We start from the raw sequence: 24,480 nt of genomic DNA, 5'->3' as shown, positions 1-24,480 counted from the left end.
ATTAGGTTATTTATGAAAAATATCACATTTAAAGAATTAGGAATTAGTGATACTTTTATTTCGGAATTACAAAAAAATAAAATTATTTTTCCATCTATTGTTCAAATTGAAGCAATACCTGAAATTTTAAAAAAAAAGAATGTTGTTGTTAAAGCTCCAACAGGCTCAGGCAAAACAGTTGCTTTTATTTTGCCTACTTTAGAACATATTAAAAATAATCACGAAAATAAACCACGAGTTATTATTTTAAGTCCCACAAGAGAATTATCTGATCAAATAGACAAAACATTTCAATGATTATCTAAAAAAACTAATTTAAAAAGTTGTTTAGTAATAGGTGGAGTAAAAGAAAAATATCAAATTAATAAATTAAATGAAGGTGTTGATGTTGTAGTTGCAACACCAGGACGATTAAAAGATTTGATAGAACAGGATAAATTTGATTGTTCGAATATTCAACATTTCATTCTTGATGAAGTTGATATGATGTTGGATATGGGATTTTACAAAGATATAAGTTTTATCTATAAAAAAATGCCAACAGATTCACAAATTTCTTTTTTTTCAGCAACAATTCCAAAAAAAATTCAAGAATTAGTTTATCAATTAGTAAAAGATCCTAGTTTTATTGATGCTGACTTAAAGGTAAAAATTCCTAATATAATTTATCAAAAATTGTATTATGTTAATAATCAAGAAAAATTACAATTACTTTTATTTCTTATAACCAAAAATTTAAATAAATCTATAATGGTTTTTTGTAATAAAAAAACTCGCGCTAATTTTATTTCCTATTTTTTAAATGAATCTGGAATTAGAGCAAAATCTATTCATGGTGATAAACCACAATATGTTAGATCTAAAATTATTAATGATTTTAAAAATGGCATTTGTAATGTTTTGATAGGGACAGATTTAGCTGCTCGCGGAATTCATGTAGATAATGTTGGGTTGGTTATAAATTTTGATGTTCCTACAAATGTTGATACATATATTCATCGAATGGGAAGAACTGGAAGAGCTAATCAAAAAGGTGAATGTGTTACATTTTCATCATTTTTGGAAATAGAAAACACAAATTCAATTTTAAAAGAATTGCAAGATCAAATTGAAATTTTGAAATTTAATTTTAAAGATGTAAATTTACCAAAAAATATTACAAAAGAAATTTTGAATTCTCATCCTTCTTATGCAATACAAGCTAGAAATAAACACAATTCAAAAAATAAAAAAAATAATTTTTATTCTAAAAATGTTTATTCAAGTAAAGCTATGAGTGAAAGAGCAACAGTTAGTTCTCGCAATAAAAGCAAATTAAGAACTGCTGAAGAAAAGCTAAATAAAAAAGACAATGATTGAGAAACAAATTTATAATTTTGGATTTATTTTTGCACTTGAAGAAGAAGCAAAATCTCTTATTGATTTCTTATCTAAATTTAGTAGATCAAAAATAATTTTAAATGAAGTGAAAAGAAAATTATTTTATTTTGAATTATCAAAAGAAATTAATTTATTAAATCATAAAACTAACAAAATATATATTTTTATTTCTAGTGTTGGAAAAACAAACGCTTCAATAGCTAGCACTCATTTAATTGTTAAATATAAGATAGATATTTTAATTAATATTGGAGTTGTGGGGGTTATTGATAAATCTATTAAATTATTATCACCCATATTGATTAATTATTCTAAATATTATGATGTTGATTTAACAATATTTAATTACGAAAACAATCAATTACCAAATACTCCATCTTCTTTTCAAACAAACATGTTTTTATTAGAAAACATTAAAAACGTTTTATTGAAAAACAAAATAAAATTTTATGAAGCAAATATTGCATCAGGTGATAAGTTTATTACTAAAAAAAATATTAAATTTTTGAATTTAGTGAAATCTGGAATAAAAGTTATAGATATGGAATTAGCTAGTATAATGCACACTGCTTTTTTATATAAAATTCCAATTATTTCAGTTAAATTTGGATCTGATTATGTTTTATCACCTAATAATGATGCTGAATATAAAAAAATAATAAAAAAATATTCCAAAGAATTTCGTAAATTTATTAAATTACTTTTTTTGAATTAATTGAAAGTATTCAGTCATTAATCTTTTTGCGTTTTTTCTATATGTGATAATTTCTTTAGTTTGTTCTGCAAAAAATGTTCATTGATATGCAAAAAAAGTACAAGCAAATAAAAATTCTTTAACAACTTCATAATCTAAATTTGAAAAATATTTTTTTAATAAAGATTTCAATTTATTTATTGGATATTCAATTTCTCTTAAGAAATTACATAGATCCCAATATTCATTATTTAAAGTTGCTCATTCAAAATCAATAAATTTAACTTTTTTGTTGCTTCAAACCAAATTGGCAGGTCTTAAATCATTGTGAGATATAACTTGAGGCATTTTCTTGTACTTAAGGATTATTTCATGATATTTTTTTAATTGATTTTTTAAACCATTAAAATCACTTATTTTTTCAAATACAAAATAATCTCTATTAAATATTTGTTTGTCTATAGGAATTTTATGAATTGCTTTTAATTCTTTAGAAAAAGCTTGGATAAACAATGGAGTTCTACATATTTTAATTGATGGATTATTACCTTCAAATCATGTTTTAATTGCATTTCCATTTTTGGGATTGTAATATATAAAACCAGCATAATCTTTTAAACAATTTAATATCAAAGATTCATTATGTCTATCAATTTTGGTGTTGCCTAATCTAACTTGAAATTTTTGATTTTTATTATTAGTTATCAAAAAAGAAATATTAGTTGATGAATTTTGTAGTAATTTAATATTTTTTATTTTATTTTGATCATTGGGTATATGTGATTCAAATAAACTTATTGCACTAGTTTGTAATTTAAAATCTATCATAATTTATTTAAGAACTATTTTTTTAAATTATAAATATAAAATATTTTATTATATTTAAGAAATATAACACAAAATACAAAAGATTTTTATAAATATGCAAATTAATAGACCTAGAGGAACAAAAGATTTATTTAAAAAAGAATTGAATCAATACAATTTTGTCATTGACACTTGTAAAAATTTGGCAAAAAACTATGGTTTTGAAGAAATTATTATACCCACTTTTGAACATTCAGAATTATTTAAACGAAACAATGAAAATTCAGATATTGTTAAAAAAGAATTATATGAGTTTAAAGATCGAGGAAATCGTTCTATTGCTTTGCGCCCAGAAGGCACAGCTTCATTAATAAGATGTTTAGGTGAAAATAAATTATTAAAAACAGAACCATTACCATTAAAAATTTTTATGTATGGTTCTATGTTTAGATATGAAAGACCTCAAGATAAAAGACAACGTGAATTCCAACAATTTGATGTTGAAATTGTGGGCACTAATTCTAAATATGATGTTGTTGATGTAATTAGTTATGGCAATGAAATTATTAAAAAATTAAATTTAGCAAATCAGACAGAGTTGAAAATAAATTTTATTGGCTCTTTTGCTACTAGAACTAAATGAATTAAAGCTTTGCAAAATTATTTTAAAGATTATGTTCATGAATTAACAGAATTATCAAAAGAAAGAATTGACACAAATCCTTTGCGTATTTTAGATGACAAAATTGATAGCAAATTACCTTGTGTTATTAATGCGCCAAAAATTAATAATTTTTTATCAAGTCAAGAAAAGGCATCATTTGAAGAAACATTAAAATTGTTAGATTTATTAAATATTAATTATAAAGTTACAGACAATCTTGTTAGAGGATTGGATTATTATACAGATATAGTTTTTGAATTTGTCGATATAAAAAATGATATTACCATTATTGGCGGTGGTCAGTACGATAAATTGGTTGAAGAATTAACAGGAATTGATTTGAAAGCTATAGGATTAGCAGTCGGTGTTAATCGGTGTGCTAATATGTTAAATGATCAAATATTAGAACAAATTAGCATGAATTTAAGCAACAAAATAGTTCTTATTGGATTAGATAATGTTCCTGAAAATGAAATATTAAAATATAGTCAAATTTTAAAAAATAATGGCTGCCCCTTAATTTATTTTTCGAAAATAAAAGATATAAAAAAAGCAATTAAATTAGCAGAAAGAATAAATTATAGATTTTTAGGAATTATAGGTTTAAAAGAAAATCAAAATAAGGAAATTCAAATTAAAGATTTGTTTAATAAAAAACAAGAATTATTAAAACAAGATAATCTTCTTAAATGATGAACGGACAAATTAAATAATGAAAATTCAAAATCGAATTCAAATTAAAAATCTTGTTGATTTAAATTTAATAAATCAAATAGTTTGTGTTGCGGGATGAGTTAAAAAAATTAGAAAACTTGGTAATTTGTGTTTTATTAACTTATGAGATTGTACTGGAACAATTCAAATTGTTGATGAAAGTAATTCAGAAACATTCGATAAATTGATTAAATTAACTAGAGAATCAGTTGTTATTTTTGAAGGAATATTTCAAAAACGTAGTAATCCTAATAAAGATGTTTATCTAGGCGAATACGAAATTAAAATTAAAAATTTTGAAATCATTTCTGAATCAAAAGTTACTCCTTTAATAATTGAAGATAAAACAGATGCATTAGAAGATATTCGCTTGCAATATAGATATTTAGATTTGAGAAGACCTATAATGCAAGAAAAATTAAAATTAAGATTTAAATTTTTGCAAAATATACGAAATTTTTTAGATAGTCAAGAATTTATAGAAATAGAAACGCCCAATTTTACAAAACAAACACCGGAAGGTGCAAGAGATTATATTGTTCCAACTAGATTGGGTAAAAATAAATTTTATGCTTTACCTCAATCACCGCAAATATATAAACAATTATTAATGATTTCAGGGTTTGAAAAATATTTTCAAATTGCAAGATGTTTTCGTGATGAGGATGGTAGAAAAGATCGACAACCCGAACATACACAAATTGATTTAGAAATGTCGTTTGTTAATGAAAATATGATTCAGGATTTAATTGAAAAAATGTTTGTTTATGCTTTTGAAAAAACATTAAATATTAAATTAAGTACACCTTTTTTAAAAATGACGTATTTGGATGCAATGAAAAATTATGGTTCTGATAAACCTGATATTAGATTTGATTTAAGATTACAAGATGTAACATCACATTTTAAAAATTCTAATTTTAATGTTTTTAAATCAATAGTAGAACAAAACGGTTTTATAAATTTAATTCATTTACCAAATATAATGGTTGATTCAAAAGAGATTAAAAATTTAGAAAAAATAGCAAAAGATAATTTTGCGAACGGATTGGCATGATTAACTTATGAGAACGAAAATATTTTAAGTGGTTCAATATCCAAATTTTTTAATTTTGATTTTATTAAAAACATTACAAAACTTAATCATAAAGGAACATTATTTTTTGTAGGTCATTCAAAATTAAGTGTAGTTCAAAAATCGCTTGGAGCAATCAGAAATACTTTAAATGATTTATATAAATTAGCTAATCCAGATGAGTATGCATTTTTATGAATAGTTGATTGACCATTGTATGAATGAAATGATAAAACAAATTCTTATGAATCTGCACACAATTTATTTACTGCTCCAAAAGATAAAATAGATAATTTGAATGAAAAAAATAAAGCCAATTTGATGGCATCTTCTTATGATTTGGTTCTTAATGGATTTGAGTTAGGTAGTGGCGCAATTAGAATTCATAATCCAGTTGATCAACAAAAAATAATGAAATCTTTGAATCTTTCAGATGAAGAAATAGAAAAAAAATTTGGTTTTCTATTAAATGCATATCAATATGGAGCTCCATATCATGGTGGAATGGGATTAGGTTTAGATAGGATTATGATGATAATAACAAAAAGCGATAGTATTAGAGATGTAATCGCTTTTCCTAAAAACGCCCAAGGTATTGACTTAATGATGGAAACACCTAGCGAAATAACTGATACTAATTTATTAGATGATGTTTTTATTTCAATAAAAAAATAGTATTAATTTTAACTAAAATTTAATTTAAGGATTACAATTAATTTATATTGAGTTAAATAATTAAATTTTTTAAATTTCTTAAATTAAGTAAAAGTTATGAATTACGAAGAAAAAATAGGACAAAAAATATTTTTTGATCCTTCAAGAATATCATCAAGTGAACAAATAGTTTTGTCTAAACAATCTATAAAAAAACGAAAGTTGTGACTTTCGTTGATTATTATTGGTGGTTTTTTATTACAAATGCTGCCATACGCAATAGTTCAAAATCTTTTGCCAACTTTATCATCCATATTATTTATTAAGTGAATTGATAATAGTGCTTTTTTAGCAAATTTAATAATTTCTGTAGGGATGATTGTTGCAGCATTAGTTTCACCTTTTTTGGCAAATTGAATTAATAAAAGTAAATATTCAAAATGAATTATGATTCTTGGAGTAAGTATTTCAAGTATTGGTTTTATGCTTTTTGGTTTAGGATCAGTGATAACTAATAATGGACTAGATAATAGTACAAGTACAATATCAATAACATTAATAATTTTACTTGTATTATCCATGGCAACACAAATAGGGACAATCATATTCTCGACTCTAGGTATAAATTATTTAGTTTCCAAGTGATTTCCACAATCAAAAAAAGGAATTACATTAGGAATAATTTTTATGGGAGGAGCTGTTGGCAATATTTGAATAACACCGGTTGTTAAAGAATTATTGAGTAACCAATTTTTGAATACTCCTTATGCTATTTTTTTGTTATTTGGTTTTATTTCATTAATTGCAGGATCTATAGTGTGCTTTGTTATAGTAAAAAATCCAATTCCTATTTATGAATATAAAGATGTTGTTATTGTTAATAATGATGCGGCGAACACAAATAAAGTATCTATAGATTCAGTGACTCCTATAAGAGCTGCAAAATCTATATGATATAAATTTTTTGTAATAGGTTTTTTCTTTTTAACTGCAAGCATAGGAACTATTATTACTCAGGCGCAACAAACTGTTACAAATGGTTTACTAGAATTAAATAATGGACTTAATAGGATCAATTCTTTAAACGTTTTAACTACAATGACAATTTTATATGGTGTAGGTTGTTTATTTGGCAATTTTTTCGGTGGTTACTTAAATGATAAAATTGGCATTCAAAAATCTTTTTCATTAGGAATGTTGTTGCAATTAATTGCAGCTTTATCAATGTTATTTGCACCTCTTGCGCCAAATATTTTACCTTATGTATGAGGATTATGTGCGGGATTAGGCATTTATGTTTTCACTTCTTCTTCACAATATATGTGTGGTTATTTATTTGGTTCAAAAGAACAAACAAAACATTTAGGCATTGTTAGTTTTCCATATTTTTTAGGTTTTGGTTCATTTTTGTTGATTAACGGTTCAATAGTTGGCAAAACTGGTTTAGGTCCAAATAATGATTCTTGATTGAATGTTCATAATTTTTTAGGTCATCAAATATCAGGATTATGATCAGTAGTTTGGATTATATGTGTCGTAACTTTGTTAGTAGCTTTTGTGATGATTTTGAAATCATTAAGTGTTATGCATAAAATGGGAATTGATGGTTTGGCAAATTATGAAAATACTATTTTTCAAAAAAGATTAAATAAAAAATATGGTTTTCAATTGTGATTTACTAAAAAAATCATTGGTATTTTTTATAAAAATCCTTGAGAAAGTTTTTATTGAAAACGAGTATTAATTAAAAGTGAAAAAAATAAATTAAATTCAACTTACAACGAACTTATCAAAACTGAAAATAATTTAAAGAATGAAAAATTAATACATTTGCTTAATAAAGAAAAAGAAAAAATATCTAAATATAGTAAAAAATTAAATTATTGATCATCTGTTAAGATAGATCCTAAAATTAGCAATTATTATGAATATTTAAGTGAACAAAAACTAAAAAAATTATTAGATAAAGTTTCGAAATTAAATACTAGTAAATTAAGCAATATTCAAAAATATTATTTGAATTATTCAATAAATAAAAAAATTCTTGAATACAAAAAATTACATGATAAGAAATGAAATGAAAAAACTGAAAAAATGAACTTTTACATGAATAAAATTAATTATTTACAAGAAGAATTTAAATTATCTAAAAATAAAGAAGAAATTGATTTTCAAAAATTTAAAACTTTTTACAAAAATAGATCTGCATATTTAAATAACTTATTAATTAGTCAAATTGAATTAGATAGAAATTTTAAATTAGAACATAAAAATAATCACAAATAAGAAAGAATTAATATGATTACATTACTATTAAAAAAAATTAAAAAAAATGAAGAAATTAAAATAATAATTGCCAAAAAAATAATAACAATGAATGCTCAAAATGATTGTGTTGAAGCGGTAGTTATTCAAAAACAAAAAATTATAGGTTATGGAAATTTAACAGAATTAAAAAAGAAATTAACTGCACAAAATTTAAAATTTAAAATTGATAAATCTTTTAAAGAAAATTACATTTATCCTGGTTTTATTGAACCTCATATGCACCCGCAAATGCTTGGTTTGTATTTATTAAATTTCTTGTATATAGGATTTTATGATCGAAACGTTTTAGATAAAAAAATTTTAAAAGGGTTAACAACTATAAATGAAATAGTTGAGGTTATGAAAGGATATATTGAAGCTAATAAATTTAGTCTTAAACCTAATCAATGAATTAATTTTTGAGGTTTCGATCCACTATTGCATGATAATCAAACATTAGATCGAAAAATATTAGATCAAATTAGTACTGAAAATCCAATTTGTGTTTTGCATCAATCTGGTCATGTAATGAGTTTAAACACAAAAGCTTTAGAAATATCTGGTTATTTAAATTTAGATAAAAATAATCCTTTATTCAATAGTATTAATTTACAAAAGGATTCAAACAAAGAATTAACAGGAATAGTTTCAGAACCTGAAGCGATGTCATTTGCAATAAAATCTGGTGCAATGAGTTTTGATTCAAATTTAAATATGTTTGTTGAAGCTACAAAATTAGTTTCTAAAATTTCACAGCAAAGAGGTATTACCACAATCGCAGATAAAGGACTAGGTTTTCCATCCTTAGATCCAATTTTTTCATATGAAGCTTATCTAGAAAATCAAAAAAACAATTTACTTTTAACAAGAGTACATTTAGATATTTGATTTGGTAGTATTCAAAATTATGGTGGTTGATCAAACATTGAAAAAATGATGATTGAAAATAACAATGATTATGTTTGAATTGGGGGGCAAAAAATTATTTTAGATGGATCAATTCAAGGTTTTACTGCAAATTTAATTTCCGGTCAAAAATATGTAACTAATGAAAATAAAAATGGCACTTTGCATTTATCAGATGAACATTTAATGAAATTTATTAAAGATGCTGAATTTTTTAATATTCCTTCTCACATTCATGCAAATGGCAGTGGAGCTATAGAAAAAGTTATTGATTTAATTGAAAAACTACATCCTAATAATTCAAATAAATTTCATCATTCAATAGAACATAATCAATTAGTCACAAATCATCAATTAGCTAGAATGCATAGTAATAATATTTATTCCAATTTTTTTGTTAATCATATCTATTATTGAGGTGATGCACATGCAAAATATACTATAGGTCCAGTATTAATTCATGAAATGAACCCAACTAAATCAGCATTAATTAATGATGTTACTTTTGCATTTCATTCTGATGATCCTGTAACCCCTGCGGATCCACTATTTGCAATATGAGTAGCTGTTAATCGCAAATCATATAATAATAACGTTTATGGATTTGAACAAATTATTGATGTTAATGATGCAATTAAAGCAGTTACTATAAATGCTGCAAAACTAATAAACCAAGAAAAAAATATAGGATCAATAGATTTAAATAAATTTGCGGATTTTACAATACTAGAAAATGAAATAAATAAAACTAATAAAAACAAAATAAAAAATATAAAAATAATTGGAACAATATTGGGTGGCGAAATTCATTTAGTTAAATAAAAATTGCACTATCTTGTGCAAGATAGTGCAATATGATAACTCAAAAAAATAATTATTTCTTTTTGTTTGCAACTTTAGCAGTTTTAGATTTAGTACGATTAGCTTTAGATTTAGAAATTGTACCTTTTTTAGCTAATTTATCAGCAGTTGATTGAACTTTTGATACAGTTTTTTTGTCAGCTGTAGTTTTAGCTTGTTTTACTTGATTTTTAAGAGTTGTTTTTTCACCTTTGTGAACAGTTCTTTTTTTAGTTGACTTCTTTAAAGTCTTAGTATTTGATTTAATATTTGCCATTATTTCTATATTATGTTTAAAACATTCTCCAATAAATAAATATTATTTATGTGTATAATAATAACAAAAAAATATTTTAATTTAATTATAAAAATTATCTAATACTTATTTTTTTATCTAATTTAAGAGAAGTGAATATACAAAATTTATGGGTAATCAAAGTTCGTTATTTTCAATATTAATTCTTATCATTCCAATTGTAGCAGTAATCTACTTTTTTTCAAAACGTAAAAAGAAAAATGCTGCAAATGGATTTGATGGAACACCAAAAAAAGCTAAAAAGGATGAGGTTTGACAAACAATCAAAAAATTTCTTGCTGAAAACAATGAAAATGGAAAAGAGGTTGTTTATTCTTTTGTTGCTAAACGTCCAAATCCATTACAAGAAAAAAGAATTCGTAAAGCTTTTAATGCTGAAACTGAAGCATATATAAGAAAAAATAATTTAGATAAAAAAGCAATAAAACGTTATAAAGCATCTAGAACCAAAGAAGCTAATCGTGAACTTTATTGTATTTATTTTGTAACAAAAAATCCCAAAACACAAGAAATGGATAAACCAAGAATTTTTGAAGCAGAAGTTATTCAAAAAATGACAGGTGATAAAAAATCACCAACTAGACGCGTTATTGTTATAAATGGATTAAAAGATTTCAACACAGAATTCAAATGAATTGAACCATTAAAAAGAAGAGAAGATATTAGAATTGCAAAAATTAAAAAACAAAAAGCTGCTAAAGAAGCAAAAAGAAATGCAAAAAAATCTCGTTATGTTGATTACAATTATGAAAATTCATTTGATGAAAATTCTAGTGGTGACTCAAGAACTACAAATTTAAATGGTGTGGATAGATCAACAAAATCATTACCTCCAGGAACAAGAGAACATTCTAGTGATACTAGATCATGAAGAAACAGACGTGATACAAAATCATTGCCTCCCGGAACACAAGAATATTCTAATGATACTAGATCATGAAGAAATAGACGTGACACAAAATCATTACCTCCAGGAACAAGAGAACATTCTAGTGATACTAGATCATGAAGAAACAGACGTGATACAAAATCATTGCCTCCCGGCACAAGAGAACATAGTAATTCAGATTCAAAACGAATAAAACATGATACAAAAGCTTTACCTCCAGGAACAAGTGATTTTTCAAGAGATAACGATTTAAACAGAAATGATTCAAAAAATTTAGAAAAAACGAATAGATTTCTTCCGCCAGGAACTATAGATATTAACTAAAACATTTATGATTACAAAAATCATTTTTTTTGGATCAACAACATTAAGTTCAAATTGTTTATTAGAAATACTAAACAACAAAAATTTTGAAGTTTTAGCTATCGTATGTCAACCTGATAATCCGAAAGCAAAAAAAAATAATTTGTTTTCTGAAGTAAAAAATATTGCTTTAAAAAATAATATTATTTGTTTGCAACCTGAAAAAATAATTGACATGTGTCAATTTTTAAACAAATTAAAACCAGATATTGGTGTTTGCGTAGCATATGGGCAATTCTTGCCTAAACAGATACGTGATTTATTTGTACATGGAATTATAAATGTTCATCCATCATTATTACCAAAATATCGTGGTGGTGCCCCAATTCAACATGCTATTTGAAATAATGACAACAAAACTGGAATATCTATTATTAAATTAATTAAAGAAATGGATGCAGGACCATGTTGCTTTCAAAATGTTTTTGATATAGATAAAAATTGAACTGCAGGTGATTTAATGAATGAAGTCATCAAACAAGCTCCTAAAATTTTAGTTGATTGTTTGAACAAAATAATTTCAAATCAAATTACTTGAATTGATCAAAATGATTCAAAAAAAAGTTATGCTCCTGTTTTAACTAAAGAGCAAGAAAAAATCAATTGAAATTCTTCTGGCAAACTAATTATTCAACATATAAAAGCTTTTTCTCCAAAACCCGGAACATATAGTTATTATAAAAACAATAAAATTTTTAAATTCTTTAATGCTTTTGAAGGACAACATAAATTTGACTCAAAACCAGGAACAATTAATTTAATAGAAAAAAAATATATATGTATTCAATCAAATGATCCAAATAGTTGTGTTCATGTTTTTGAATTTTTAATTCCAGGAAAAAAGCAAACAAATATTGTAAATTATAATGGTAAATTTCCTTTTAATATTGGAGATAATTTTTTTTAATGTCATTTAAAAAATTAAATTTTGTTTCAAAAAATGATTTTGTTAATTACTTTAATAGGCCTTCATCATTTTGATACTTAAATAACGATGAAATTGAGGGTATTTTTAATTCATATAATAAAAATAATAAAGGCAAATCAATCACATTTGATGTTGAACAAGATTTAGATGAATATATTGAATTTGATCCTTTAGATATATATTTAAATTCGAATGATATTAAATTATCAAGCAACTCAAATCCTAAAATAATTGAAGGAAAAATTATTTATGAAAAATTAATTAACTTCTTAATTAATTTCTCTAAACAGTCTTTAAATATTTTTAATGTTGTTGACTTTGATGAAATGTTTCCTACAGAAAAATTTACTTTAGAAAATAAATATAAAAAAATTAAAGATTTTATTGATAAAGTTAAAGAACCAACATTATTTTTAAATCCTGTTTTCATATATAATAATGCAATAGCTAAACCAATTGCAATTGTTAGTTTTAAAAAAGATTACGAAATCTTTTTTGCTAAAAGTTCAACAGGAACAAAAAGATCAGATTTATTAAATTTTTATTTTCAAATAGAAATTACCAAACATAATATTCCATTAAAAAACGCATCTTTGTTTTTGTTTGCTAAAGAACGTAAACCAAAAGGACACATTTCTTTTAGTGTTACAAATCTTGTTTCATTAACTAAAAGTTCTAAAAGATATGATAAAAGTGATGATAAAAAATTAAATTCTAATTTTTCAAATAAAAATTTTATTGAAATTAATAATCTTATTAAAGGCAAAAAATTTTTAGATTTTGAAATGTTACTTAATGTAGATAAATTAAATAAAATTTCTTTAAAATATGTAGATTTTTTAAAAGAATATAAAAATATAGTTGATAATTTTTGAGAAATCATTAATGAAATTAATAGTACAAATATTTCAAATAATTTAGCTGTACCATTTACTTCTAAATTCGATTCATATTGAGATAAATTTTCATATCAAAAGCAAGTTAGACAAGTTTGAGGACTAGATAATGAAATTTTTTTATATTCGGGAAAAGTTATTAGTTTTGAAAAAGCATTTCAATTTGTAAATAAGTACAAAAATAATTCTCAAATTTCTTTAAATTTTTTTTTAAATTTAAAATTCTTACCTTTGCTAATTAATTTTTACAAATTTTTTTTAAATGAATTTAAGGAAAACAATTTAAATTTTTTTAATTTTGATTTATGAAGAAATAAAACTAAAGATTCGATATTCGAAATTGATTATACTTATGTAGATACTAATTCATTATCAAAAGAAAATTATTTTAATTGAACTAAAAAAGAAGCTTTATGATTTCAAATATTAAATTACCCTTTTAATAGTTATGAAAATCTTCAATATTTATTGAATGATTTGATTGATTTTCCTCATTTAAAACAAAAAAAAATATACTTTGATTTTGAGACTATAAATCCATCTATTAGAGCTATAGATAACTCATTTCCATATGCACAAATTATTACGCAATGTTCAATAATAAAAAATGATAATACCAATAAATTTGAATGTCAAAATTTAATAGTTGACCCAAGGGACATAAATTTATCTTTTTTTAAAAAAGTAGTTGATAGTTTATATGTTGACAATGCTTTTGAATATGACTATATTGTTTATAATGCATCTTTTGAAAAAAGTAGATTACTTGAATTAAAAGATTATTTACAAGATGAAGAATATAATAAAAAAATTGATGCTATAGTTGCAAATTTATATGATTTAGCAAACTGATTTAATATTAATAATCAAGTTTGACATATATGATTAAAAGATTTATATGGATATTATAGTATTAAAAATGTTTTGGAATTAATTCCACAAAAAATTTTAGATGAAACTAAAACAAAAAGTTATAAATCCTTAAATGTTCAACGCGGAGATAGAGCACAAGCTTTAACTAGTTTAAGATATTTTGAAGCAATTAGTGATAAAGAATGAAAAAAATTATCTGAAGATTTATGTCAATATTGTGAAAATGATGTAAGAGCAATGATTGCAGTAGAAAAATTTGGTTTAAATCTTATTGACAAATTTAGCAAAAAAGATTTACCTGAAAATTTAGAAATATTTTTGATTGTTTCAAACACAGATGATAATAAAGTTTTGTTATTAAAATCTTTTCTGGAAAAACTTAGTAAAAAAACTAAAAAAGAATTAAACACATTAATTGAATTGTTGACAAATGAATTAAAAAATATGGAACTAACTTTAAAAAATCAATACCTTCTTAAAAAATAATTAAGCATATTTAACAATCGCCTTTTAATTAAGAATATACTTTTTGTACAAAGTTAATTGAGAAATAAATTTAAAGCAATTAAATTTGTTAATAAAAAAGGATGACACTCTTGAAGTGTTAATTATATGAAAAATAAAAAGGGATTAATTAATTCAAATAAAGCACATATTAAAACAAAAAATAAATCAGCTTTGTTTATAACAGCTGTAAGTTTTTCGGCTATGTTAATTGGTGGAATTGGTGCTGCTATAGGTAGTATTTCAACAAACAATTCTTTAAATAATTCAATTTCACAGTTTAAAAATAATGATGTAACTAATGTTGAAAATGATGATACAAATTTTGAAAATGTTCAAATAAGAACTAACCCAATAAATGGTTTTGAATCTTTAGAACTTTATGATGAAAATAATAATTTAACTGGAAATAATTTGGTCTTAATTTCTCAACCCGGAACATCAGGTACTATTTATGGTATTGCATCAGTAGATAAAAACTACAACATAATTAGTATCTGAACAATTCCAGAAGGACCTGATTATCAACTTAATTACACAACTAATATAATTCCTGGACCTGATATTAATACATTTTTTGTCTTAGCTGGAATAAATAATATTGCACAAGCTTTAAATAAAGTATATGTAGGTTATGATCCAACTAAAACAGATTATTCAGAAGTTGTGACTGCTAATTTAGTAGATGCACCTTCTATAAAAATATTTAAATTGCATGTAGTAAATGGAATAATTACTCCGAATCAAACTGACCCTATGTATGATTTTCCATACCCTAATTTTGATGACGAACCAACATATAATGGTGGTTTAAAATTTTTTACAAAATCAGGTTTGTTTGCAAGTAATCTTCTTCAACAAACAAATTATGGTTCTAATGCAACTTTTAATAGTTTTGGTTATTTACAATATTTATTTTATGGTCAACTTTTCCAATATAAATATGCAAACACCTCAGGTGATTTAGATGAATTTGCATTAATTTCTTCATATCTTGGTTCTGACACTTCTCTAGGAAATTTATATGCTTATTACAATAACATTCACAATGCACAAGTTTCATCAATTGGGTACATAGAATATTTTTATGATGAAATATTAGTTCCAATGATTAAAGGCGCTATTTCAACTTATAAAACAACTCCTTATTTAGTAGAAGATGGTGTAACTAGAAGTTCATATAGTATCCTTAAACCTAATGGTGAAATAGCTTTAGCACCCGATGAAGATCAATTGACGATTCCAGCAGCTATGTCTTTAGCTTTTATGTTAGATTATAAACCTGATTCAGCACCACCTACTAATGATAATATTTCAATAATGTCTGGTGGTATGACACGTCCCGGACACGGATCATTGAATGTTGTTCCTGGATGATTTTTATTCAAACCAGATATTTCTAAAAATTGAGTAGGTTATGGTTTTTGATCTGTTAATAGAAATTATGCAGTAGGTAATTCAATTTGAATGACAACTGTTGGAACTTACTACAATAAATTAGAACAAAAATACTATTCATTATTGGCACGTCAAGTTTGAACAACAAATAATTCTTTTGATGCATACACAATCCATAGTTTTGACTATTTTTCTATAAATCCAACTCAATATAATAGTGCAAACATATATATATCTTATGCAGATAATAACGTTATTCCTTTTTTGGGTAGCACAATATCACGTTTGTGAGCTAAAAGTCCTTATTTAAAACTTTTAGATTTAACTAATAATGTTTTTGTGTTTACAACGAATACTAATCAAATGGGTTTAGCGATTGATTTAAAAGGTCAAATGGTTTTAACAGATTCTTATTATAATTTGAATAATTCGATGATTAAATTTGCATATGATAATGAAACTAAAATCTTGAGTGTAATTACAAATAAAAATATATATTCATTTGTTTTCAATTGAAATAACATAGTTTCTGATTCTTGAGCAACTGATATTTTATCTCGTCAATTAATAGAAAATGTAAATTATATTTACTATATTCCAACCATTCCATTATTAGAACCAAGTTATATTTTAAATCCCGGAGGTCAAGGTAAATTAAATGGATTTTTAATAAATATTAATTCTGATTTACCAGATAGTCAAATATATTCTATTCAATCTACTACTCTTAACAATTTAGGTAAAGTTATAAGCTCATTTTCTCCTAAAGAATTAGGCTATCAACCATTAAAAGATGATTCTGAATTTACACAAACTGAAAAAAATCTTTCTATATCAACAATTAGTTCAACATATAACAGTGATCAATTAAAAAACTTATTTGTTAATAGTCCACGTGTAGATGGATTGTATAGTTCAATTCAAACATCATTTGTTGTTACTAAAACTTCAGAAAATGACATATCAATTAATGAACTTATAAGATATAACAATTTGAATTTGATAGGGTTTACGATTAAAAAAACTGATTTGTCTAATGTAATTGCCAAAAATACTGCTAATGCATGAGAAGCAAATTATGAAAATGTATTTGTTATTTCAGTAGAAGCAATTGTTTGATATGTTGAACCTAATACAATTGTTAATGATCCTGTTTTAAATTCATCAACAGTAAGTGATATGAATGATATGTATGTAAATGATTTCGATGGTTTTCAAAATAAGTATTTTAATTTGATTATTCAACGTATAGATAATAAAGATCCAAACACAACATATTTACTAAGAATTTATAGTTTTAATGTGAATGCAAATTCTATTTCATTTCAAACTGTTGCTGTAATGCCACAAGGAGAAGTTGCTTTGACAATCGGTAATACTTCACAAGGAAATGGATCAATATTTAGTTATAACAATGTGTTTCCATCTAATTTGACTGATAACACAATAATGTATTTAATAATTGGTATTACTGTTGCTGTTGCTCTAATTATAATTTTAGGTTTAGCAATTGGTATACCTATGCGAAAAAATCGTAAAGCTGTTGAAAGACAATTTAAAACTTCACACAAACAAATAGATACTTTAACAGTTGCAGTAGGAAGTGTATTTAAAAAATTAAGTACAAAACTTGATAAACAACAATCAAGTTTATTGGAAAATAAATCTAGTAAAATGAAACCTTCATCAATTAAATTTAGTAAGCCTGTAGATAATATTAAGAAACCTACAACACCAAATTCCAATATTAAACCAACCTACAAAGCACCGCCCTCAAATAAATTTGATAAATCTTATCCTCCAAAAGGTCCGACTATAAAATAGATTATTAATATTTAAAAAAAATAACACGCGTACAAACGTGTTATTTTTTATTTTTATAAACATTATTTAAGTATTTAATAATGTTTAATTTATAATTAATAATAAAGAAAATATGTGAAAGTCATTTAAATGAAAATTTTAAAAAATAACATAACTATTGCTGAAAGACGAAAAACAATTTTATATTCATGAATTGTTGCAATTATTTCTTTAATTGTTTCGGCTTTCTTTTTGGGATTTGGATTTTCATATCAAATTAAATCAATTGAAATTATTGGTTTTTTATTAATTGCTTTGGCAGTTATTATTCATATAATTGATGTTGTTATGATTTTTACTTTGCCAAATCAAAAACTAGATAAAAAAGTTTACAATTTTAAAATGATTTGAGGTTTTTTATCAATCTTCTTTTTCTTTTGATTTAGCACATTAATGTTTTTAATAAAATCTAAAAAACTTTTATTAAATTAACAAATTCGTTTGTAACTTTTTTTAAAGTTTTAAAAATTTTTGGTTCACTAGAACTATGACCAGAATTTTTTACGTATATAAGTTTAGAGTTTTTCATTTTTTTATTTAATTCATATGCATTTGATGGCGGACAAATGTAATCGAATTCGCCATGAATTAATCAACATGGTTTATTTTTTATTAAATGAACATTATTTAAAATGTAATTTTCATCATCAAAAAAAGTGTTATTAATAGCATAATGACATTCCATTAATGCAATTTGATAATCATCTTTAGGATTAGAAGTAAAATTAATTTCTTTATTAAAAAATAATAAACTAGTTTCTCACTTGCTTCATTGAGTTCCAAAAATAATTTGTTCATTTTTATTTTTTGAATTTAATTTCTTGTAATATCATTCTTTAATATTTTTTTGTTTTTCTAGCGGAATATTTTTGATAAACATATTATATTTTTCAGGAAACATTTGAGCAATTCCATTAGATTCAATTAATCAATCTCAATCTTTAGGCCTTCCTAAAAAAATTCCTCTCAATATTAATCCTGTTACATTATTAAAATATTTTATTGCATAAGCTAGGCCCAAAGTTGAGCCTCAACTTCCACCAAAAACTAATCATTTTTCAATTTTTAGAAAAATTCTTAATTTATTAATATCTTCTATTAAATTTTGTGTTGTGTTATTTTTTAAAGAAAATTTTGGTTGCGATTTTCCACAACCTCTTTGATCAAATAAAGTAACACAGTATTTTTTTAAATTAAAAAACCTAGTTGAACTATAACTAAAAGAACCGCCTGGTCCGCCATGTAAATAAACAACAGGTATACCATTTGGATTACCTCATTGTTCTCAATAAATTTTATGAATATCATCAACTTTTAAATAACCTTTTTTATTAGGTTTTATTTCTTTTTTCATATTATTGTTAAACATATATTTTTCAAAATAACTAAATTTATGTTATTATAAATAATATATTTTACTTAGATAGCAATGTAAGGTACAGAAAAAATGTCAATTCATAATTATAAAAGTGAAACATTCTTATGTGAAGATGGCAGCACTTTAAATACAGAAAATAATTTTTCATTTCCAATTGATCACAAAATAATTCGTAAAAATGATGTGGAGTTAAAGGGAATGTCTCCTATTGCAGCTTGATTAAATAGTCTAGCTTCATGTCATTTGTTAATAATGAAATCTTATGCAGAAAAGCAAAATATAAAATTATTAAATGCAAAAATTGTAATTGAAAGTACTCATGAAGATGAACCATTAGATGGCTATTATGGAATAAGAAACATAACAATTCATTATTATATCCAAGCAAATAATACAACTGAAGAAATTTCAAATTTTATTAAATATACGCAAAAAAGATGCCCTGTACATTCCACAATAGAACAATTGAAGAAAACAAAATTGAATTATATTATTCATGTTATTAAATAATTTTTAAGGAAAATTTATGAGTTTAAAGCTTTTTAAAAATCATAGTTGATATGATTCTTACTCATCAACTCATGAAAATCCTAATAAAAAAGCTTTAAATTTTGCAAGAATTTATTTATCACTATCATCAATAATTAGTATAGTTTTATTGCAATTTGTTCCTAACTATAGTGAATCATTCAAAATTTTTTTAAATTTATTTTGATATCCCAGTGTAAACATTGGATTAACTACTTCAGGTTTTATAATTGGTTATGATTTTTATACAAAATACCACATATCATGAAAAAATTGAATTAAAAATTTTAAAGAATATTATTTGTCATATTACTTTTATGCATTTTTAATAATAATAGTAGGTTTGATATCTTTTGCAATAATTCAAAATACTGGAAATTTAGAGTTATATAAAAGCCAAAATTCTAATAATTTGTTATATGAAATAAATTATGGATGATCTAATAATTCTAATAATTGATATGGATTTATTTTTCTATATAGTTTAATTTCAACACAAAATTTTTATATATTGGGCACCACATTTGTAGTTACATTCTTTTTTTTCATTTTGTTAGCACCATTCATTTTTAATTTTATGAATAAAATTAAATATTCGAATTGTACTATTTTTGTTTTTGCTTTAGGTTTTATTTCTTGTTTTTTATCAACGTGAAGTAGTTTGTTTAATTCTATCCCTCAATTTCGAAATAATCTTCCATGATTTCAAAATGTAAATATGTTTACAAATTGAATTCAAATTTCTTTTTTGTTTATTTTTGGTTTTTATATTAGAAAGTACACAAAAATAATTCCTTGAAAAATAGCATTGACGATATTTATTATTTTAGTTATATCTTTTTTTTCTATAGAAACAACATTAGATTTTGTTCTTAAAGACTTAGGTAAAAATATAAACTTACCAAACAATTTTAATGTATTTTATTTGGGAGCAGGAATTTGTACAATACCAATAATAATTCTTTCATATTTATTTTTAAATATATGTGCTCAATATAAATCATATAAAATGCCTTCATCATTTGTTAATAAAATGAATGTTTTTAATGAAAAGAATCAAAAATATATTCCAGATCAATTTATGCTAGTTGGAATATCTACAAGAATGATATATGGTATTTTGTTTTTAAAAATAATTTTGAATCAAGATGTGTATATTAACAACAATGAAACATTAATTTTAGGAGAAGCTATAAATAAAAATTGATGAGGTTGATCTTTGTTGCCAACATCTATTGTTGTTACGTTAATAATTTATGGAACAACATATCTTAGAAAAAAACTATTTATTTTTTTGAAACAAATGTGCTTAAAATGTAAAAAAATTAACTAAATTATTAAAAAAATTCTATTTTTATTGGAATACTAAAAAATTTATTACTATAAGTAATAGAAAATTTGGATTACTTTCAGAAAATATTTTGTAATATAATAGTATTCACTTGTTTTTGTTTAACAAGTAGAAAAAAGTAGGTTAAGTTTAAAGAAATGAAAAATAAACAATATGACATTTCTGTAATAATTCCGACATATAATTGTCGAGATTATTTACCTATTTCATTAAACTCAATTATTAATCAAAATGTAGATATTAAAAATATTGAAATTGTTGTTGTTGATGATGGTTCTACAGATGGAACTGAAATTGTAATGCAAAGTTTTTTACAACATTTTCCTTCTAATATTTTCTTTTATAAAAAAACAAATGGTAATTGAGGTTCAGTTATCAATTATGTAAAAAATAATAATTTGGTGCATGGTAGATTAATTACCATTTTAGATGCAGATGACTATTTACACAAAGATGCTTTTAGTAAAATATTACCACATATTAATAATGACATGATTGTTTCATCATTTGATTGTTTAGAAAATGATAAAACTTATACTTTAAATCCTTTTTTTGGAAAATCAAGAAATATATTAAATAAAAAAAGATTGCGAACCCCACATAGTCAACCATTATGTAAATTTTATTCAAATGAATTATTCTATAGTTTAGATAACTTACTTGAAAATATGTGATATCAAGATTGTATACTTTATCATCAAGCTGTTTCAAAATCTAAAAGTGTATACTATGTTAGGGAATCTTTAGGTACTTGATTCTCAACAAGACCTGGTAATTCTACTACAACATCATGAACAAATGATGCAAAATTTGAAGCTTGATGTGAAACTTTAAAAAATATGTGTTTGAATGACGCTGGAATTGTAGTTTATATATATAGTTTGTTGCCTGGGTTTATTGATCGTTTAAAAGAAAAAAATCATCGTATTCATTTGCCTACAAGACCATCACATACATGATTGCCACCAGTTTTTTCTTGATTTTTTAACTGAATTTTGTATTTAAAAATTCATAAGTGAATTAAATATCCTAAAAAATATAATTTTGTTTGATTTAATAAAAAGCATAAAACTATAAATAAAACCGTAGAGGAGTTATTAATTAATGGCTAATATTATTGCAGCAAAAGATTTGCGCTCAGGTCATACAATTTTTTTTAATAATGGAATTTATCTTGTTCTTAGCAATTCTTTTAATAAAACAGCAATGCGCGAGGGCATTGTTAAATGCAAAGTAAAAAATTTACGGACAGGTGCTATCACTATAGAAGTTTTTACAGGTATGAAACTTGAACAGGCACAAGTCGATAAAAAGAAAATGTCTTTTGTCTATGGAGATAATGACAATTTAAATTTTATGGATAATGATACGTATGAACAAATTTCAATACCTGTTAAAAAATTAGAATGAGAAAAAAATTTTATTACAGAAGGTATTGAAGTTAACGTGATTGCGTATGAAGGAGAAATTCTTGGTTTAACTTTACCTGACCAAGTTACTATTGAAGTAGAATATGCTGAAGATGCTGTTCAAGGAAATAGTGTTACAAATGCAATGAAAAAAGCTAAATTAGTTACTGGATATGAATTAGATGTTCCGCAATTTATTACTACAGGCGAAAAAATTGTGGTCAATGTTGAAGAAGGAATATATGTTAGCAGAGGTCAAAAGTAATATGTTAACAAATTCACAAAACGAATTGATAAAAGAAATATCCAAAACTCCCCAAGGTTCAATTCAAATTACTTACTCTGCTTTACAAAATGCAATTTTTAATTTTGTTAATTTCATATTAAATTCAAAAAAAAATAATTCTTATACGTTGACATCAGTTGAATTTATAGAATTTCAACACAATACAAATTTTCAAGTTAATGTTTTTTTAGATTTAAAATCTAAAGTTAAGTTAAATTTTGAAATTCATAAACAAATTCAAAAAGGTGTAATTTCTTATTTGAATAATGAATTTAAAATTGAAGCATTAACTATTAATGTTATTTGCAATATGAATAATTAATTTATGAAACAAATATGAGCACAAAGAGTTGCAGTATTTGAATATATTTTTTCTTGCTTAATTAGTGAAGAATCTGATCCTAACGTAATTATTAATAATTTTAAAACATATGATAAATACAATAGATTAAACGATTGACAATTAAAAATAATTGAAAATTTTGCTTATTCTTTAAATGATTATCACAATTTAATTAAAGACAATTTAAAATCTAAATGATCTTATGAAGAATTTGATAATGTTTCTAAAGCAATTATTATGGAAGCTATTTCAGAATGAAATACGTATAAAACAGATAAAGCAATATTGATTGATCAATCATTAATTACAATTAATAAATATGCAGATAAACATTTAAAAAAAATTGTAAATGCTATTTTAGATAAAATTCTTGTTTAAAAAATACAAAAATTTATTTATTTAATTTAATATTTTAATTATGAAACGTGATTGAAGAACTCATTATGCTATAGTTTTAGCAAATTTTATTTTAGTTTTACTTACAGGAATTAATTTTGCTGTTAAAAATTTGATAATAGATCGTGTTATGCCCCCAAGCATAGACGATGGCACTATTGCTATGGACTCAATTAATTTATATTTTTTATTAATAGCACCTTTTATTTCCATTTTAATTAGTGGTTTTTTGTATTATTTAGATATCAAATATTTTTTTAAAGATTATTCATATAAAAAATTTCATTTTAATAAAAAATGAACAAAATTTTATTTATCTGGAATTTCAATTTTTTGTTTTAATTTAATTCTAATATTTGTTTTAGTGTCAATAGCTATTTATTTAGGAAACAATATTAAAATGGATTTTATAGGTAAACCAACTAATTTTGATGATGCAAAAAATGAGATTTCTAATATTGTCATGATTTTCTTATGAATAATTTTTTCTATAACTATTTTATTTAGCTTAATTAGCTTATCATTTATAAAATATGCTAGATTTAAAATAGATGTTGAATTATTACAACGTGAAAAAGGAACAATTGTAGATAAAGATAAAATAGATAATAAAAGTGTTATTATTAATTTGGATGACAATAAATCTAATTTTACAACAAATGATGATAAACCCGTAAAAGAGAAAGATAAACCTAGTGCGGGACTAACTGAAATTTAA

General features: G+C 23.6%; 21 protein-coding genes. 18 read left to right on the top strand and 3 right to left on the bottom strand.

The window, feature by feature from the left end:
• Positions 1-12: 12 nt before the first annotated feature.
• On the top strand, positions 13-1,374 hold the full coding sequence (locus T397_RS04110; RefSeq protein WP_052663120.1) for a DEAD/DEAH box helicase: 1,362 nt from the start codon (positions 13-15) through the stop codon (positions 1,372-1,374).
• Entirely contained in the window at positions 1,352-2,095 is a 744-nt protein-coding gene (gene mtnN / locus T397_RS0103525; RefSeq protein ID WP_027124253.1) for a 5'-methylthioadenosine/S-adenosylhomocysteine nucleosidase, read from the top strand. Before T397_RS04110 ends, mtnN begins: the two co-directional genes overlap by 23 nt.
• Here the strand turns inward: mtnN and T397_RS0103520 are convergent.
• The gene (locus T397_RS0103520; protein ID WP_027124252.1) at positions 2,078-2,902 is read right to left on the bottom strand and encodes a phosphotransferase; all 825 of its coding nucleotides are present in this window, start codon (positions 2,900-2,902) and stop codon (positions 2,078-2,080) included. The two genes, mtnN and T397_RS0103520, sit on opposite strands and share 18 nt — an antisense overlap.
• A 94-nt stretch (positions 2,903-2,996) precedes the next feature.
• Between T397_RS0103520 and hisS the strand changes: the two genes are divergently transcribed.
• From hisS to T397_RS0103500, 4 genes are all read left to right on the top strand, one after another.
• Positions 2,997-4,286: a histidine--tRNA ligase gene (hisS, locus tag T397_RS0103515; protein WP_027124251.1), complete on the top strand. Its 1,290-nt coding sequence runs from the start codon at positions 2,997-2,999 to the stop codon at positions 4,284-4,286.
• Positions 4,258-6,009, top strand: coding sequence for an aspartate--tRNA ligase (aspS, locus tag T397_RS0103510; protein WP_036448952.1), 1,752 nt, complete (start codon positions 4,258-4,260; stop codon positions 6,007-6,009). The genes hisS and aspS overlap by 29 nt, the downstream gene beginning before the upstream one ends.
• Before the next feature lie 96 nt (positions 6,010-6,105).
• Positions 6,106-8,274 carry an MFS transporter gene (locus T397_RS0103505; RefSeq protein ID WP_027124249.1) on the top strand — a complete coding sequence of 723 codons (2,169 nt, stop codon included), beginning with the start codon at positions 6,106-6,108 and terminating at the stop codon, positions 8,272-8,274.
• A 12-nt stretch (positions 8,275-8,286) separates the two neighbouring features.
• Positions 8,287-10,023: an amidohydrolase gene (locus T397_RS0103500; protein WP_027124248.1), complete on the top strand. Its 1,737-nt coding sequence runs from the start codon at positions 8,287-8,289 to the stop codon at positions 10,021-10,023.
• A 52-nt stretch (positions 10,024-10,075) separates the two neighbouring features.
• Here the strand turns inward: T397_RS0103500 and rpsT are convergent, their stop codons facing one another.
• Positions 10,076-10,318 (bottom strand): 30S ribosomal protein S20, encoded by a 243-nt coding sequence (rpsT, locus tag T397_RS0103495; protein ID WP_027124247.1) that lies wholly within the window; start codon positions 10,316-10,318, stop codon positions 10,076-10,078.
• 148 nt (positions 10,319-10,466) lie between these two features.
• Between rpsT and T397_RS04370 the strand changes: the two genes are divergently transcribed.
• The 5 genes from T397_RS04370 to T397_RS0103470 all read left to right on the top strand — a co-directional run bounded on the left by T397_RS04370 (position 10,467) and on the right by T397_RS0103470 (position 18,503).
• The gene (locus T397_RS04370) at positions 10,467-11,570 is read left to right on the top strand and encodes a DUF5385 family protein (RefSeq protein WP_155947937.1); all 1,104 of its coding nucleotides are present in this window, start codon (positions 10,467-10,469) and stop codon (positions 11,568-11,570) included.
• Between the two features lie 7 nt (positions 11,571-11,577).
• Complete coding sequence (gene fmt, locus T397_RS0103485) at positions 11,578-12,516, top strand: methionyl-tRNA formyltransferase (protein ID WP_027124246.1); 939 nt, start codon at positions 11,578-11,580, stop codon at positions 12,514-12,516.
• Positions 12,516-14,792, top strand: coding sequence for a DUF2779 domain-containing protein (locus T397_RS04270; protein ID WP_027124245.1), 2,277 nt, complete (start codon positions 12,516-12,518; stop codon positions 14,790-14,792). The genes fmt and T397_RS04270 overlap by 1 nt, the downstream gene beginning before the upstream one ends.
• 126 nt (positions 14,793-14,918) lie before the next feature.
• Positions 14,919-18,032 carry a hypothetical protein gene (locus T397_RS0103475; protein WP_027124244.1) on the top strand — a complete coding sequence of 1,038 codons (3,114 nt, stop codon included), beginning with the start codon at positions 14,919-14,921 and terminating at the stop codon, positions 18,030-18,032.
• 129 nt (positions 18,033-18,161) lie between these two features.
• On the top strand, positions 18,162-18,503 hold the full coding sequence (locus tag T397_RS0103470) for a hypothetical protein (RefSeq protein WP_027124243.1): 342 nt from the start codon (positions 18,162-18,164) through the stop codon (positions 18,501-18,503).
• Here T397_RS0103470 and pip read toward each other — a convergent pair.
• Entirely contained in the window at positions 18,481-19,440 is a 960-nt protein-coding gene (gene pip / locus T397_RS0103465; RefSeq protein ID WP_027124242.1) for a prolyl aminopeptidase, read from the bottom strand. The two genes, T397_RS0103470 and pip, sit on opposite strands and share 23 nt — an antisense overlap.
• A gap of 78 nt (positions 19,441-19,518) precedes the next feature.
• On the opposite strand from pip, the gene T397_RS0103460 reads away from it, so the two are divergent.
• The 7 genes from T397_RS0103460 (at position 19,519) to T397_RS0103430 (ending at position 24,480) form a co-directional block, all read left to right on the top strand.
• Entirely contained in the window at positions 19,519-19,959 is a 441-nt protein-coding gene (locus T397_RS0103460; RefSeq protein ID WP_027124241.1) for an OsmC family protein, read from the top strand.
• 16 nt (positions 19,960-19,975) lie between these two features.
• The gene (locus T397_RS0103455) at positions 19,976-21,310 is read left to right on the top strand and encodes a hypothetical protein (RefSeq protein ID WP_027124240.1); all 1,335 of its coding nucleotides are present in this window, start codon (positions 19,976-19,978) and stop codon (positions 21,308-21,310) included.
• Between the two features lie 155 nt (positions 21,311-21,465).
• On the top strand, positions 21,466-22,440 hold the full coding sequence (locus tag T397_RS04095; RefSeq protein ID WP_081794322.1) for a glycosyltransferase family 2 protein: 975 nt from the start codon (positions 21,466-21,468) through the stop codon (positions 22,438-22,440).
• Complete coding sequence (gene efp, locus T397_RS0103445; RefSeq protein ID WP_027124239.1) at positions 22,433-23,002, top strand: elongation factor P; 570 nt, start codon at positions 22,433-22,435, stop codon at positions 23,000-23,002. The genes T397_RS04095 and efp overlap by 8 nt, the downstream gene beginning before the upstream one ends.
• A 1-nt stretch (position 23,003) precedes the next feature.
• Positions 23,004-23,345, top strand: coding sequence for a hypothetical protein (locus T397_RS0103440; RefSeq protein WP_027124238.1), 342 nt, complete (start codon positions 23,004-23,006; stop codon positions 23,343-23,345).
• A gap of 3 nt (positions 23,346-23,348) precedes the next feature.
• A complete protein-coding gene (locus T397_RS0103435) occupies positions 23,349-23,744 on the top strand; it encodes a DUF1948 domain-containing protein (RefSeq protein ID WP_027124237.1) in 396 nt (131 codons plus the stop codon).
• 40 nt (positions 23,745-23,784) lie between these two features.
• The gene (locus tag T397_RS0103430) at positions 23,785-24,480 is read left to right on the top strand and encodes a DUF5453 family protein (RefSeq protein ID WP_027124236.1); all 696 of its coding nucleotides are present in this window, start codon (positions 23,785-23,787) and stop codon (positions 24,478-24,480) included.

Origin of the sequence: Mycoplasmoides pirum ATCC 25960, assembly GCF_000685905.1 — a bacterium.
GTDB lineage: Bacteria > Bacillota_I > Bacilli_A > Mycoplasmatales > Mycoplasmoidaceae > Mycoplasmoides > Mycoplasmoides pirum.
This window is presented reverse-complemented; position numbering and strand designations above follow the sequence as displayed.